The organism is Nesterenkonia cremea (genome assembly GCF_014642675.1).
In the GTDB taxonomy this organism is placed as follows: Bacteria; Actinomycetota; Actinomycetes; order Actinomycetales; family Micrococcaceae; genus Nesterenkonia; species Nesterenkonia cremea.
The window spans coordinates 60,947-76,098 of record NZ_BMIS01000002.1 but is presented as its reverse complement, the minus strand read 5'-3'; the positions used below and the strand labels follow the sequence as shown (position 1 = coordinate 76,098).

Annotated in this window: 13 protein-coding genes; 5 read left to right on the top strand and 8 right to left on the bottom strand. The window is 68.5% G+C overall.

Annotated elements, in window-relative coordinates:
- The first annotated feature begins 44 nt into the window (after window positions 1–44).
- The 4 genes from IEW85_RS02590 to IEW85_RS02575 all read left to right on the top strand — a co-directional run bounded on the left by IEW85_RS02590 (window position 45) and on the right by IEW85_RS02575 (window position 6,016).
- Window positions 45–3,959, top strand: a complete 3,915-nt coding sequence (locus IEW85_RS02590) for an FtsK/SpoIIIE domain-containing protein (RefSeq protein WP_188682582.1) — start codon at window positions 45–47, stop codon at window positions 3,957–3,959.
- A 31-nt stretch (window positions 3,960–3,990) separates the two neighbouring features.
- Entirely contained in the window at window positions 3,991–4,674 is a 684-nt protein-coding gene (locus IEW85_RS02585; RefSeq protein WP_188682581.1) for a PepSY domain-containing protein, read from the top strand.
- Window positions 4,675–4,760: 86 nt separating this feature from the next.
- Entirely contained in the window at window positions 4,761–5,438 is a 678-nt protein-coding gene (locus tag IEW85_RS02580; protein WP_188682580.1) for a PepSY domain-containing protein, read from the top strand.
- Between the two features lie 92 nt (window positions 5,439–5,530).
- Window positions 5,531–6,016, top strand: a complete 486-nt coding sequence (locus tag IEW85_RS02575; protein ID WP_188682579.1) for a MarR family winged helix-turn-helix transcriptional regulator — start codon at window positions 5,531–5,533, stop codon at window positions 6,014–6,016.
- On the opposite strand, the gene IEW85_RS02570 is transcribed toward IEW85_RS02575, so the two are convergent.
- Genes IEW85_RS02570 through IEW85_RS02545 form a run of 6 tightly spaced genes read right to left on the bottom strand, consistent with a single transcriptional unit; the run spans window position 5,985 to window position 10,451 of the window.
- Window positions 5,985–6,848 (bottom strand): SseB family protein, encoded by an 864-nt coding sequence (locus IEW85_RS02570; RefSeq protein ID WP_188682578.1) that lies wholly within the window; start codon window positions 6,846–6,848, stop codon window positions 5,985–5,987. The genes IEW85_RS02575 and IEW85_RS02570 overlap by 32 nt on opposite strands.
- The gene (gene priA, locus IEW85_RS02565; protein ID WP_188682577.1) at window positions 6,845–7,609 is read right to left on the bottom strand and encodes a bifunctional 1-(5-phosphoribosyl)-5-((5-phosphoribosylamino)methylideneamino)imidazole-4-carboxamide isomerase/phosphoribosylanthranilate isomerase PriA; all 765 of its coding nucleotides are present in this window, start codon (window positions 7,607–7,609) and stop codon (window positions 6,845–6,847) included. The genes IEW85_RS02570 and priA overlap by 4 nt, the downstream gene beginning before the upstream one ends.
- Window positions 7,610–7,628: 19 nt before the next feature.
- Window positions 7,629–8,267, bottom strand: coding sequence for an imidazole glycerol phosphate synthase subunit HisH (gene hisH, locus IEW85_RS02560; RefSeq protein WP_188682576.1), 639 nt, complete (start codon window positions 8,265–8,267; stop codon window positions 7,629–7,631).
- Window positions 8,267–8,899: an imidazoleglycerol-phosphate dehydratase HisB gene (gene hisB, locus IEW85_RS02555; protein ID WP_188682575.1), complete on the bottom strand. Its 633-nt coding sequence runs from the start codon at window positions 8,897–8,899 to the stop codon at window positions 8,267–8,269. Before hisB ends, hisH begins: the two co-directional genes overlap by 1 nt.
- Window positions 8,900–8,910: 11 nt before the next feature.
- Window positions 8,911–10,080 (bottom strand): histidinol-phosphate transaminase, encoded by a 1,170-nt coding sequence (locus IEW85_RS02550; protein ID WP_188682574.1) that lies wholly within the window; start codon window positions 10,078–10,080, stop codon window positions 8,911–8,913.
- Between the two features lie 44 nt (window positions 10,081–10,124).
- A complete protein-coding gene (locus tag IEW85_RS02545; protein ID WP_188682573.1) occupies window positions 10,125–10,451 on the bottom strand; it encodes a LysM peptidoglycan-binding domain-containing protein in 327 nt (108 codons plus the stop codon).
- A 223-nt stretch (window positions 10,452–10,674) separates the two neighbouring features.
- Here IEW85_RS02545 and lexA point away from each other — a divergent pair, with 223 nt between their 5' ends.
- The gene (gene lexA, locus IEW85_RS02540) at window positions 10,675–11,391 is read left to right on the top strand and encodes a transcriptional repressor LexA (RefSeq protein WP_188682572.1); all 717 of its coding nucleotides are present in this window, start codon (window positions 10,675–10,677) and stop codon (window positions 11,389–11,391) included.
- A 19-nt stretch (window positions 11,392–11,410) separates the two neighbouring features.
- Here lexA and IEW85_RS02535 read toward each other — a convergent pair whose 3' ends face one another.
- Complete coding sequence (locus IEW85_RS02535; RefSeq protein WP_308420859.1) at window positions 11,411–13,438, bottom strand: ATP-dependent DNA helicase; 2,028 nt, start codon at window positions 13,436–13,438, stop codon at window positions 11,411–11,413.
- A complete protein-coding gene (gene hflX / locus IEW85_RS02530) occupies window positions 13,435–15,009 on the bottom strand; it encodes a GTPase HflX (protein ID WP_188682571.1) in 1,575 nt (524 codons plus the stop codon). The genes IEW85_RS02535 and hflX overlap by 4 nt, the downstream gene beginning before the upstream one ends.
- Window positions 15,010–15,152: the final 143 nt, after the last annotated feature.

The window sequence follows — 15,152 nt, the reverse complement described above, 5'->3', positions numbered from 1 at the left end:
GAACTCGGCTGCGGGGTGCCGCTCGCCGCCCTAGGATGCGGCGCATGTCTCTGACCATCACCGTGGTCCACGCCCCGGCCGCCCTGAGGCCCGAGGAATGGGCCGCGCTGCACCGCTGCGCAGGCCGCATGCCCCATGAGCTGCGCCTGGCCATGAGCGGGCTGCGCACACCCAGCGGCGCCCAGCTGCACACTGCTCTGCTGGAGTGGATCGCCGAGCAGCTCCCCCACCTCGCCAGAAGCAGCGGCCGAGAGCTGCACAGCAGCACCGCAGGGACACCGCTGTCCGATCTGCCTGCCGATGCTCCGCAGATCCACCCCGGCATGGTGGTGGTCCTCTCCCCACAGCCTCTGACGGCCGCAGGAGGCAGGTCATCCCGCACCGCCGGGCTGTGGCTGTGCATCGACCAAGGTCCCGACGCCGGCCGCCTCCTGCCGCTGACCCGCGGCAGCCGCAGCATCGGCCGCGCCGGTGACATCGCAGTAGCCGACGCGGCTCTGGGCCGCGACCAGGTGAGGCTGGACATCGGCGAACGCGGCATCCGCGTCCAGGACGGCGGCAGGTCCCTCCCCTGGGCCAGCGGAGAACCTCTGACCCTGGGCACCAGCACCTTCGAGCTGCTCCGCGGACCCGTCCCGGCCGCCGGCGGACGCTGGCCGACTCCGGCCGAACTGGTGGACGGCGAGCCTCCGGAGGGCAAACACCGCATGATGCTGGTGATGGCCCTGGTCCCACTGGTGGCCGGCATCGTGCTGGTGACGGTGACCGGCATGTGGTTCTTCCTGCTCTTCAGCGCCGCCTCGGCCCTGGTGGCGCTGGGGACTGTGCTCGACGCGGCCCGGCGACGCCGGCGCTATCGGCGCGCCCTGAAGGAGGCCGCCGAGATCTGGGGCCGACGCCGCGACCTCACTCTGCCCACTCCGGGACGCATCAGTCATATCCTCCGCGAGGGCGCCACCGCCCCGATGCCGGCCGCCACCGTCCGGCTGGGCACCGCCCTGGTGTCCTCTCAGCTGGAGCTTCCCACCTCCACCGCCGCCGCTCCGCCGGAGACGCCGGTCCGCACCGGGGCCGCACTGTGCCTGGCGGCGGGGACCCACACCCTGCTCAGCGGGCATCAGCGGGAGGTCACTCGCCTGCTGCGGTGGATCCTGCTGCAGCTGCTGATCCGGCCCGCCCGCAGCAGGCCTCCGCTGCTGCTGGTCCCGGATGTGCGACTTCAGCTGCCCGCCGATGTCGAGGACCTGGACCAGGTGGGCATCCTGCCGCCCGCCCAGCTGCGGGCGGAGGACCTGCCGAAGGTCGTCTCCGAGGGACCGCCCGGCGTGCTGATCGCCCCGGAGGGCACCGGCACACTGCTGGTGCAGCGTGCTGCGGCCCGAGGCTGGCATGTGGTGACCTCCTCCCCCGGGGCTCTGGAGGCGGAGCGCGCTCCGTCCCCGCAGGATCAGCTGCAGCGGGTGGATCTGGTGGAGGGCACGGTGGAGCCCGGCATCTCGGAGGACCGCGAGGAGGACCAGCAGGGCGCCACCGACCGGGCCCACCAGCTGCAGGCCGACGGGCTTGCGGCTCAGACCATGGCCGAGCTGCTGCGCCTGGCTCTGCCTCACTGCACCGAGGGCGGCGGTGCGCCGGGCATTCCGCGCCAGCACGATGCCGCGCTGCCGGATCCGCTGATGGCCCGCTCGGCCCGCCGCAGTCTGATCGCTGAGCTGGGCCGGGGCACCGAGGGGACGGAGATGCTGGACCTGGTCAACGACGGTCCTCATATCCTGCTGGCCGGGACCTCCGGATCCGGAAAGTCTGAGCTGCTGAAGTCCCTGATGCTCGGCTGGGCGGCCGCCTACGGACCGGAGGAGGTCAACTTTGTGCTCTTCGACTTCAAGGGCGGCTCCACCTTCCAGACCATCGACCGCCTGGAGCATTCCCTGGGGCTGGTCACCGACCTCTCCCAAGCTCAGGCCGAACGGACGCTGGAGGGCATCCATTCGGAGCTGAAGCGCCGCGAACGGCTCTTCCTGGAGGCAGGCGCCGGCGACTATGCCGAATACCGGCGGGTGGAGTCGGAGAAGTCGCTGGCCCGTATGCTGATCGTCATCGATGAGTTCCGCATCTTCTCCCATGAGCTCCCGGACACGATGGATGAGCTCATGCGACTTGCCACGCTGGGCCGCTCCCTGGGACTGCATCTGGTGCTGGCCACCCAGCGTCCCCAGGGCGTGGTGACCCCGGACATCCGCGCGAACATCGGATCGGTGATCACCCTGCGGCTGCGCGGCGAGGACGAGTCCCAGGACCTGGTGGGCACCCCCGAGGCCGGACATATCCCCCGAGACCTTCCGGGCCGTGGCATCATCCGCCGGCCCGGAGAGGCGCCGCTGCCCTTCCAATCCGCCCGGCTGATTTCCGGCTCCGAACGGCTGAGCGCCCAACCTGCCTCAGCCCCTCCACCGGTTGCGCCCGACGGGAACTGGGAGGACACCGCACCACGGATCGTGAAACTGCTGGACGGCGTCGGGGATGCCCGACGGCGGCCGCACACTCCCCTGCTTCCCGCTCTTCCTGAGGAGGTGATGGCCACAGCGGGCTCCGGGGAGCGCGGATCCGCACCGATGCTCGCCGCCGTCGATGACCCCTCCCGGCAGGATCAGTGGCCGCTGGACCTCCGCCCAGGAACCCCGCGGAGCATGGCACTGATCGGCGAGGGAAGCTCCGGAGGGGTGCAGGCGCTCAGCGCCGTGGCCGCTCAGCTGCTGGCCGGCGAGGAGCCGGTGCACCTCTACCTGCTGGACGGTGACCGCTCCCTGGAGAAGCTGCGGGATCACCCGCGAGTGGGCAGCTGGGTGACCGAGGAACATATGCCGGAGATGGAGCATCTGCTGGCCGCACTGAAGGAAGAGCTGACACTGCGCCGCATCAGCCGCGAGCGCGACCGGACCCCGCTGATCATCCTGATGAGTGGGCATGCCCAATGGCATATGGCCGCCCAGAGCTCCGGGCCCGGGCTGATGGATCACGCACTGGGCACACTGATCAGCGAAGGGTACGGCGTCGGGATCTCTGCTGTGCTCTCCGGCGGGCGCGAACTGGTCAGCGGCAAGCTGGGCGCACGGGTTCCCACCCGAATCTATCTGCCCTATGGGGTCTCCACCGACACCAGCTTCATGTGGCCCAAGCTGCGACCGGTGGATGCGTTGCCCGGACGCGGAGTGCTGGTGGATCCGCAGCATCCCGCCCCGGGATTGGAGGTGCAGCTGGTCTCGGCGGCTGAGGATCCGGTACCGGATCCGGACTCCAGGCTGCCCACGTCAGCGCCACCGCCGATCAGCGTGCATCCGCTGCCTGAGGAGCTGTCCTGGGACCGACTTCCCGGAGCGCCGACGGTGCAGACAGTCAACGGTCCGGGGAGCATCCCCGCACCAGTGATCGGCATCGCGCAGTTCACCCACGCCCCAGCGGCCCTCGAACTGGGGACAGTGAGCCTCATCCTCGGCAGCCGGGCGATGGGCAAGACCTCAGCTCTGCGACTGCTGACCCAGCAGCTGGACGCCCCGCTGGGCGAACGCCTCCGCTGGTGGGAGCAGCTGGAGCCCGCGGACCAGCTGGGGCCCCCGCCCGGCGAGGAGGACCTGCCGGCGGTCCTGCTGATCGACGACGCCGACCGGCTCGGCCCGGCCGAGCATCAGAGGGTGGAGCAGCTGCTGCTGCGCGGAGTCCGCGTGGTGGCCACCGCCGCACCCGGAGCCTCAGTCTTCAGCACCATCCCCTGGGCCCACCGTGCCCGCGGCGGCCCGAGCAATATGCTGCTCAGCCCCACCCACCGCTCTCAGGGCGATGCCTTCGCCATGTCGGTGCCGGTGCTGGGACGTCCGGTGCCCGGGCGGGCAGTTCTGCTGCGCCCGGAGAACCCGATGCTGGTGCAATGGGCATCTCCTGCTCCTCCAGGTCATATTCAGTGAGTGTGGAGGTGATCGCGGTAGATATGGGGATATGCATCTCTTCGGCTCCTCGTCCCGCCCTGTGCGCAGCTCCTCCGCCGTGCTGGGCATCCTCCTGTCCGCCTCTCTGCTGGCCTCCTGCGCTGATGACGACGCCGTCCCGGAGCTTCCCGAAGACGTGGATGAGGACGACACCTACCTCCCCTCGGCCGAGCCTTCGGCAGAGAACCCGCACGGCACCGAGGACATCGACATCTCCCAGGACGTGGGCATGGCGGCGGTCAACACCGTCATCGCCGAGCATGAGGGCCAGGCCGTGGGCTTCACCGCTGAGCGCGAGGAGGGCGAGACCGGCATGGTGGTCGACGTCCTGGTGGAGGACACCATGGTCAGCGCCGCCACCGACCAGGAGGGCGAGCACTACGTCGAAGAGGTCAGCCAGACCGAGGCCGATGAGGAGCTCCTCGAGCTCGCCGAGAACGCTGAGGTGCCGATGCTGCGCGCCATGCAGATCGCGCGAAGCGAGGCCTCAGGCAACATCGTTGAGGCGACGCTGGAGCCCCGCGAGAACGGGCTGGTGGTCTGGACGGTGACCGTGGAGGGCACCGGCACCGAGAGCACCACTGTCATCGACGCCAACAACGCGGCCATCGTCCCCGAAGGCGATGACCCGCTGCGCGACAACAACATCGGCGGCGACCCGGACAACCCGCCGGATGAGGGCGCCGGCGAATGAGGGTCGACTGAGGCGAAACTCCACTGAGACACGACGCCCCTGCGACGTCTCATCGTCTTCTCATCCGGCATCCGCAGAATGGAGTCATGATGAATACAGAGATGACCACCGCTCGCAAGGCCCCCTTCGCACTCCTCTCCGTGGCCGCCGTCGGCGCCCTGGCACTGACCGCCTGCGGCCCCGACGACGCCCTGGACACCGAGGGCAACGGTGAGCCGGATTCGCCGGTCACCGTGGGCACTGAGAACGGCGATCAGGCTGACGACCAGGACGACGTCGCTCAGGAGGACGCAGCCCAGGACGACCAGCAGGATGACGCCGACGACCAGGCCGCGCAGGATGGCGCCGCAACCGAGGATGAGGACGGTGAGACGCCCGATGAGCCGCTGTTCCAGGCCATCGAGGCCGCTCTGGACGAGTACCCCGACGGCGTGGTCACCGAGCTGGACACCGATGACGAGTACTTCGAGATCTTCGTCTATGACGGTCAGACCGAGTGGGAGCTCGAGGTGGACCGCGAGAGCTTCGAGATCATCGACACTGAGGACGACGGCATCGACAGTGACGACCAGGAGAAGGCCGAGGCTGTTGAGATCGACATCATCGAGGCCCTGACCACCGCCGCCGAGGAGGGCGGCGCTGAGGTGGAACAGGCCGAGCTGGACACCGAGGACGGCACAGTGGTCTGGGAGGTCGAGCTGGCCAACGACGTCGAGGTCTACGTGGATGTGGCCACCGGAGAGGTCCTCAAGACCGACTCCTGAGCCCTCTGCGGCATGACCGGATAGAATGGCCTGGCTCTGTACGAGCCGGGCCATTCTTCGTGTCGGCACACGCTTATCGGGAGGTGTAAGGGATGTCCGCCCAGCACAATCTCACCGGGTTCTCCCCCAAAGCCCACGCCTGGCGCGCCTTCTTCGAGACCTCCGCCGTGATCAGCGACCGCATGGAGAAGCGGCTCTTCTCCACCACCGGCCTGCGGCTGAGCGACTACAACCTGCTGCTCCTGCTGGCTGAGGCCGGGGGCAACCAGCTGCGCATGGGCGAACTCGCTGAGCGCATGGTCTTCTCCCCCTCACGGCTGTCCTACCAGGTCAAAGCCCTGCAGACCCGTGGGCTGATCACCCGGTGCACCGATCCGAACGATCGCCGCGGCATGACCGCCCAGCTGACCGAGGAGGGTGTGGCCGTCTTCGAGGAGGCTCGCGCCGTGCACGGACAGCACATCAAGCAGCTCTTCCACCCGGCCCTGGACGATGAGCAGGCCGCAGTGCTGCAACAGATCTGCGTGCAGATCCAGGAGACGGTGGCTAACGCGGAGGCTGCTGAGGAAGAACAGTGAGCGTGACCGAATCGGCACGCTCGCGCAGCAGCTGGAGATCGCCCAGCGCAGCCTGGACACTGGCCAGCGCCAGGCGCACATCCACCTCATCCAGGCTGTGCTCGGGCACGACGCCGACCAGCAGCTCCGGCCCCGCACCGCCGCCGGCCACCGGCCGGCCTGAGACGGTCACTGAGGCGATGCCCTGGGCAGGGCGGACTTCCAGGCGCTGGACCCCTGGGCATTCGGGCAGGATCCCCTCCAGCGCCTGGGCCACCTCCATATCGGCATAGGCCGGCGTCCACTGCTTGCCCTGGGCCAGGGCGGTGACGGCAGGGGTACGAACCACGAAGGCCAGCTCGGAGCCGGGGTCCAGGACCACCAGCTCGGCGTCCTCGGCCAGGGCGGCCAGCATGACCCGCTCGGTCTCTGCGGCCACGGGCCGGGCCTCGGAGTGCCAGCCGGTCAGCGCCTCCACTGAGGAGAAGACCGGCATGGTCCGCCGCCCGTCCTTGGAACGGATGCTGATCAGCGAGATGTCGGACTGCTTATCCCCGTGCTCGGCGTCGCCCTCGCCGGTGGCCAGCACCGGCACGAAGAGCCGGACACCGGCCAGGGCCGCCACGAAGTCGGCCTCAGCGGCCTCACCGGCGATGAGAGCCTCCCGGGCACGGACCAGACTGGGGGCGGCCAGGCCGTCGTCGCCGTCGAAGGTGTGCAGCGGGTTGCCCTCACCGGAGAGGTCGCGCCCCTCCCAGGTGATCCCCGCGGAGTCGGCGGCGTGTCCGTCCTCATCGCGGTTCTGCCGCTGCAGCAGCGCCGCGATGTGCCCGGGAAGCTCGTTGCCGCTCATGCGGACTGTGCAGCCGCCTTCAGCGCCTCGGGCAGGGTGAACTTGCCGGCATAGAGGGCCTTGCCCATGATGGCGCCCTCCACTCCGGAGGAGACCATGGCGGCCAGGGCTTGGACGTCCTCGATGGAGGAGATGCCGCCGGAGGCCACCACAGGCTTGTTGGTCTTGGCGCTGACCTGGGCCAGCAGCTCGGTGTTGGGGCCGCGCAGGGTGCCGTCCTTGGTGACGTCAGTGACCACATAGCGCGGGCAGCCGGCGCTCTCCAGGCGCTCCAGGACCTCCCAGAGGTTGCCGCCCTCCTTGGTCCAGCCGCGGGCGGCCAGCGTCTCGCCGCGCACGTCGAGGCCCACTGCGATGGCATCGCCATGACGCTCGATGGCGCGGGCGGTCCAGTCCGGATCCTCCAGGGCGGCGGTGCCCAGGTTGACCCGGGCTGCGCCGAATTCCAGGGCTCGGTCCAGGGATTCATCGTCTCGGATGCCGCCGGAGAGCTCGATCTTGATGTCGATCTCATCCACCACCCGGCGCATGACCTCGCGGTTGTTCCCGCGGCCGAAGGCGGCGTCGAGGTCCACCAGGTGGATCCACTCAGCGCCCTGCTGCTGCCAGGTCAGTGCGGCCTCGAGCGGATCGCCGTAGCCGGTCTCCGAGCCGGCCTCGCCCTGGACCAGGCGCACGGCCTGACCATCGGCGACGTCGACGGCGGGCAGCAGCTCCAGGGCCGGAACGCCGCCGGGCACAGTGGTGTCAGTGTCAGTCATGAGTCTCTCTCTTTTTCCTCTACAGGCTGGTGGTCCAGTTGCGCAGCAGCTGCATGCCGGCGTCGCCGGACTTCTCCGGGTGGAACTGTGCTGCGGAGAGCGGCCCGTTCTCCACCGCCGCGATGAAGTCGGCGCCGTGGTGGGACCAGGTCACCTTCGGCTGGGACATCTCCGGGATGGTGACATCGAAGCTCCAGTTCTGCACCGCGTAGGAGTGCACGAAGTAGAACCGCTCGTCCTCGATGCCCTCGAAGAGCACGCTGCCCTCCGGCGGACGGACGGTGTTCCACCCCATGTGCGGAACCACAGCGTCCTCGGGAAGGGCGGTGACCTCACCGGGCCACTCCCCCATGCCCTCGGCGGGGATGCCGTGCTCCACGCCGCGTTCGAAGAGGATCTGATGTCCCACGCAGATGCCCAGGACCGGTCGTCCACCGGCGATGCGGCGACCGATCCAGCGCGGAGCATCGATGGCCTTCAGCGCGTCCATGACGGCGGCGAAGGCGCCCACGCCCGGGACCACGAGGCCATGAGCGTTGAGCACGGCATCGGTGTCCCGGGTCAGGGAGACGGAGGCGCCGGCGCGCTCCAGGGCGCGCACTGCCGAGTGGACGTTCCCCGAGCCGTAGTCGAGGACGACGACCTCGGGTGCCGCCATCAGAGGGCTCCCTTCGTGGACGGGATGTCATCGGTTCGGGGGTCGCTCTCCACGGCGGCGCGCAGGGCGCGAGCGAAGGCTTTGAACTGCGCCTCGACGATGTGGTGCGGATCCCGGCCGCCGAGCAGGCGCATATGCAGGCAGATCCCCGAGTGGTAGGTGATCGCCTCGAAGACGTGGCGGGTCATGGAACCGGTGAAGTGGCCGCCGATCAGATGGTACTGCTGGCCCTCCGGCTCACCGCTGTGCACCAGGTAGGGACGCCCGGAGACGTCGACCACGGCGTGGGCCAAGGCCTCGTCCAGCGGGACGGTGGCCTCGCCGAAGCGGCGGATGCCGCGCTTATCACCCAGAGCGGTGCGCAGCACCTCGCCCAGGACGATGGCGGTGTCCTCAACGGTGTGGTGGACGTCGATGTGGGTGTCGCCGGTGGCCTCGACGTCGAGGTCGATCAGCGAGTGTTTGGCCAGGGCGGTCAGCATATGGTCGTAGAACGGCACGCTGGTGCTGATGTTCGACCGGCCGGTGCCGTCGAGATCCATCCGGACCTTCACACTGGACTCACTGGTGATGCGCTCCATCTCGGCCACACGGTCACCGATCAGCTGCGCCTGGTTCTGTTCTGCTCCCATAGTCAGCCAGTCTATCCGCGGGCCGCTGCACGGGGAGACTCGGCCGCGAGGTGCTGCCGCAGCGACTCCAGGAAGGAGGTGGTCTCCTCCTCGGTTCCTGCGGTGACCCGCAGATGCCTGGGAATCCCGACATCGCGGATGAGGATGCCGTCCTCCAGAAGGTGCTGCCAGGCCGTCTTCTCGTCCTGCAGACCCCCGAAGAAGACGAAGTTTGCGTCAGAAGGTTTCGGATCCAGGCCCATCTCCCCCAGCTCGGAGACGATCCGGTCACGCTGGGTCTTGATGCGCTCCACATTGGCCATGAGCGCCTGGCTGTGGTCCAGGGCGGCCTCTGCGGCGGCCTGGGTGACGGCTGAGAGGTGGTAGGGCAGGCGCACCAGACGCAGGGCGTCGGCGACCTCGGGGGCTGCGGCGAGATAGCCGAGCCGCCCCCCGGCCAGGGCGAAGGCCTTGCTCATGGTCCGGGAGACGATGAGCCTCTCGCGGCCGGGCAGCAGCTCCAGCGCCGAGGGGGTGCCCTGCTGCCGAAACTCGCCGTAGGCCTCATCGACGATGACCATGGCCTGGGAATCCTCACCGGCCTCATAGGCGGCCTCGACCACATCCAGACTGAGGGCGGTGCCGGTGGGGTTGTTCGGTGAGCAGAGGATCACCACATTGGGACGGTGGGCCCTGATCTGCTGCGCCACGCTCTCGGGCGACTGAGTGAAGTCCTCCTCGCGCTCACCGGCGATGTAGTCGCTGTAGGTTCCCCGCGCGTAGAGGGGGTACATGGAGTAGGTGGGAGGGAAGGAGAGCACGGAGCGCCCCGGCCCGGCGAAAGCCTGGAAGATGTGCTGCATGATCTCGTTGGAGCCGTTGGCGGCCCAGATGCTCTCCGCACTCAGCGGAGCCTCCAATGAGCTCTCCCGGCTGAGGTAGTGGGCGAGCTTCTCCCGCAGGGCGGTGAACTCGCGGTCCGGATAGCGGTTCAGCTCGGTGGCCGCGCGCCGGACCTGCTCGGTGATCGCCTCCACCACATCGGCGGGAACGTCATAGGTCGTCTCATTGACGTTGAGCATGGCCGGGACGGTGAGCTGAGGAGCGCCGTAGGGCTCCTGCCCGCGCAGCTCCTCACGCAGCGGCAGGGCCGCGAGCTTCTGGGAGCGCTGTTTCTTCGAGTCTTCCTGCGGTGTCGTCACCCGGCCATCCTATCGGCGAAGCCCGGTCGGCTTCAGTGCGCGGGTCAGTCCTCCACCGGGACGAAGAGGGTCTGGCCGGGCTCCAGCTCGGAGCTCTCCAGCCCGTTGAGCTCCGCGATCTGCGAGATCAGCTCGCGGACCTCCTGATCGGAGTCCACCTCGGAGGCCATGTCCCAGAGGGTGTCGCCGGCACCGACCTGGACCTCTTCAGCGTTGACACCGGGGACCTCGGCGGAGGACGCCTGGGCCTGATTGACCAGTGCACCGGCCAGGAAGAACATCCCGACCACGAAGGCAGTCAGCAGAGCCAGGGCGGGCATGCCGAAGACCAGCAGTCGACCGCGTCGGGTGAGCCGCATCGTGGTGTGCATGATGGATCCTCTCTTTCGAACCTGTGTTCTATTTTTAGCACATATCTTCGAGTATGTTCCAGGCGCGGCCTCGAAAATCATGGAACACGTCTACGATTTCGAGTAATCTGGTCATATCTTCGAATACGGCACAGTCCATCAGCAGGCACTGACATGAATCCGTGACAGGCAGATCTGCAGGGCACTCCTCCAGGGTGTCCGCAACGGCAAGAGAGGCAGAGCAATGGCCAGGAACACAGCAGAGGGAGACACCGTCCCCCGCTTGACCGAGCGGCAGCGCCGCATCGTGGACATCATCCAGGAGTCACTGGCGGAGCGGAGCTACCCGCCGTCCATGCGTGAGATCGGCGATGCCTGCGGCCTGGCCTCCCTCTCCTCGGTGACTCACCAGCTGGCTCGCCTGCAGGAGATGGGCTATCTCAAGCGTGTGCCCGGCAAGCCCCGGGCGATGGAGGTCATCCGCGACTCCTCCGGTCAGCTGCTCCTGCAGGAGGCCGGCCAGGAGGCTGCCGAGTCCGCTGCACCGGTGGCCGATCTGGACGCCTACCGGGCAGACTCTGATTCGCGCACCGCCGATGTGCCTCTGGTGGGACGCATCGCCGCCGGCGGTCCGATCCTCGCTGAGCAGCAGGTGGAGGACGTCATGCCGCTGCCGCGCCAGCTCACCGGTGAGGGCGAGCTGTTCATGCTTCAGGTCCGCGGAGACTCCATGATCGAGGCCGGGATCTTCGAGGACGACTGGGTGGTGGTGCGTGGCCAGCAGGATGCTGAGAACGGCGATATCGTCGCAGCACTCCTGGATGAGGAGGCCACGGTGAAGACGCTCAAGCGCAGGGACGGGCACCTGTGGCTGCTGCCGCAGAACCGCATGTACGAACCCATCCTGGGTGACGAGGCCAGCATCATGGGCAAAGTCGTCACCGTGCTGCGCAGCCTCTGAGCGCTCAGCTCTCTCCCGCTCAGCCCGTGGCCAGGCGGGAGAGAGCGCCTCGGGCAACGTCACCGTCGGTGGTGGCCCAGAAGTCCGGCATGGACTTCTTCAGGAAGCCGCCGTACCGGGCGGTGGCCAGCCGTGAGTCCAGGATGGCCAGCACTCCGCGGTCCTCGGCGGTCCTGATCAGGCGTCCGGCGCCCTGAGCCAGCCGCGTGGCCGCATGGGTGGCTGCCACCTGCATGAATCCGTTGCCGCCGCTGCGGGCGATCTCCTGGCTGCGCGCACTGTTCAGCGGGTCATCCGGCCGAGGGAACGGAATCCGGTCGATGGCCACCAGCCGGCAGGACCGCCCGGGGACGTCCACTCCCTGCCAGAGGCTCATCGTGCCGAAGAGACAGGTCTCCTCCTCCTCGGCGAACTGTTTGACCAGTGCGGACATCGTCGAGTCGCCCTGACAGAGGATGGGAACATTCAGCCGCTCCCGCAGGTCCTCGGCCGCATCCTCCGCCGCACGGCGTGAGGAGAACAGCGCCAGGGTGGCCCCGCCCGAGGCCTCGATCAGACCTGCCAGCTCATCACGCTGCTGCTCGGCAGTCTTCAGCGAGGGCGCCGACAGGTGCTGGGCCACATAGAGCATCCCCTGCTTGGGGTAGTCGAAGGGACTGCCGACATCCACGGCATCCCAGTCCGGGGCCTTCTCCCCCACCAGGCCCAGGGACCCGGCCACCGGGTCGAAGCTGTCGCCGATGGTCAGCGTGGCTGAGGTCAGCACCACAGTCCGGTCCCCGAAGAGGCCCTCGCGCAGACGCGCCGCCACAGAGGTGGGCGCCACATAGATCAGGGGCGACTCCTCCAGAGAGGCCTCCTGATAGCCCTTGCCCGGGCTGAAGCTTCCCGGCCGGCTCAACCAGATGACATCAGGGGTCTGCGGGGACTCCAACATTCGGTTGGCGGTGTCCTGCACCGCCTGCAGCCGAGCTCGGGCCGTCTTGCGGCCGGCGTCGGCCTCTGCATCCCCGGAGGGCTTGGAGTCCGACAGCGCCGTGCGGGCGGCATTGCGGGCGAGCTCCACGGCCTCGGACTGCTGCGGGTTGAGCCCACGGGGCAGCAGCCCGGACTCCACCAGGTGGAAGGCGGCCTCCACCGCTGTGGCCGCACTCTGCAGTCCCTCCACATTGATGGCGGTGTGCTTGCGGGCCGAGGAGGCAGCCGCCTGGATCATCTGCGAGGACAGCTGGGCGGTCACCGCAGAGGTCACCCGCTCGGCCAGCTCATGGGCCTCATCCACGATCACCGCATCATGCTCGGGCAGCACCTCCAGACCTTCGAAAGCGTCGATGGCCAGCATGGCGTGATTGGTGACCACCAGGTCGGCGTCCTGGGCCTCCTGCCGAGCCAGCTCGGAGAAGCACTCCGCCGCCATCGGGCATTTCCGCGCGCCGATGCAGTCCACGGCGTTGACCGAGACCTGCCGCCACGCGCGATCGGTCACACCCTCGGGCAGGTCATCGCGGTCTCCGGTCTCCGTGGTCTGCGCCCATTCGCGCAGCATGACGATCTCCTTGCCCAGCCGGGAGCTCGGCTCGAAGGTGCTCACGCCGCCGCCGGGCTCCGCGGCCACGGAGAACAGCGCCTGATCGTCGTCCTCCTCGGGGAAGCCGCCGTCAAGCTTGTGCTTGCACACATAGTTGGCCCGGCCCTTGACCAGAGCCACGTCCACCGGCCTCTCCAGCTCCTCGTCCAGGTTCTCCAGCAGCCGCGGCAGGTCCCGGCCCATGATCTGGGCCTGCAGAGCCAGCGTGGCCGTGGAGATCAGCACCGGGCGCTCGGAGTCCAAAGCATGGACCACGGCGGGCACCAGATAGGCCAGGGACTTACCGGTGCCGGTGCCGGCCTGGACCAGCAGGTGCCGCTTCTTCCGCAGCGCCATGGCCACCGTCTTGGTCATCTCGGACTGCCCCTCACGCTTGACCCCGCCCATGGCGGAGACGGCGTGGTCGAGCAGCTGCAGGGACTGGGTGTAGCCGGTGGACCGGGTGGCTGTCTCGGTCACGCAGTCACCTGGTACTTCGCCAGGTCAGCAGTCATCTCCGGGCGTACCCGGACGCTGAGCTGTGTGCCTTCCTCGGTGTAGGTGGTGGAGAGGATCTCCACGTCCTCGGCGTGCAGACGCGAGACGATGTCCCCGTCGGCATAGGGCACCAGCAGCTCCAGCGGCACGTTGGGCCGCGGGATGGACTGGCTGATCAGCTCCTTGAGCTCCTCCACGCCTTCGCCGGTGCGGGCCGAGACCAACACCGTGTGGGGCTCGCGGCGACGGATGCGCTCCACCACGTCCCATTCGGCGGCATCGGCCTTGTTCAGGACGATGATCTCGTCCACCTCATGGGCCTCGACATCGGCGAGGACCTGGCGCACTGCGGCGATCTGCCCCTCCGGCTCCGGGTGGGAGGCATCCACCACGTGCAGGATGAGGTCGGCGTCGGCCACCTCCTCCAAGGTGGAGCGGAAGGCCTCCACCAGCTGGGTGGGCAGGGCACGGACGAACCCGACCGTGTCCGAGAGTGTATAGCCGATGCCGTCCGGAGTGCTGGCCTTGCGGACCGTGGGATCCAGCGTGGCGAACAGGGCGTTCTCCACCAGCACACCGGCGTCGGTGAGGCGGTTCAGCAGCGAGGACTTGCCGGCGTTGGTGTAGCCGGCGATGGCCACCGAGGGCACTGCATTGCGACGCCGGTTGGCACGCTTGGCCTCACGGGCGGGCTTCATATTCGCGATCTCGCGGCGCAGCTTGGCCATCCGCTGGTTGATGCGACGACGGTCCAGCTCGATCTTGGTCTCACCGGGGCCGCGAGAGCCCATACCGGCTCCGGCGCCGCCCACCTGGCCACCGGCCTGACGGGACATGGAGTCGCCCCAGCCGCGCAGACGCGGAAGCAGGTACTCCAGCTGGGCCAGCTCCACCTGCGCCTTACCCTCGCGGGACTGGGCGTGCTGGGCGAAGATGTCCAGGATCAGGCCTGTGCGGTCGATGACCTTGACCTTCACGATGTCCTCCAGACCGCGGCGCTGGGAGGGGGCGAGCTCGGAATCGACGATCACCGTGTCTGCGCCGACCTCGGCCACGGCCTCGCGGATCTGCTCCGCCTTGCCGGAGCCGAAGAAGGTGCCCGGATCCGGGGTGGACTTCTTCTGCAGGAAGCCGTCCAGGACAGTGGAGCCAGCGGTCTCGGCCAGAGCGGCGAGCTCACGCAGCGAGTGCTCAGCCTCAGCGGACTGTCCGCCCACGTAGATGCCGGCCAGCACCACACGCTCCAGGCGCAGCTGGCGGTACTCGACCTCGGTGATGTCCTCCAGCTCCGTGGAGAGTCCCTCCACGCGGCGCAGCGAGCGACGTTCGAAGAGATCGTACTGCTCGCCGTCGGTGTCTGCGTGCTCCACCTCCACGGAGGAGAGCTCGCGGGCACGTTCATCCAACACGCCGCGCTGACGGCTGGTGTCATCGGCCGCGAGGATGCGCTCGATGGTCGCATCGATCGAGGACTGGCTGGTCTCCTCCTGCTGCTCGGCGTGCTGCGGCTGCGCCTGGTCGGCGGAGGGTGTGGTCTCGTGTTTCTTCGTCATAGTCTCCTGAAGGACCGAGGCTTCCCCCGGCCCTGCCCGCTGTGGTCCACCCATCCTACGGCTCGGCGGGGACATCGTCCTATGGCAGAGCGCTCTTGAGGGGATGAGCGGGGCTTATACGCTGAGCGGATTGCTCAGATGTG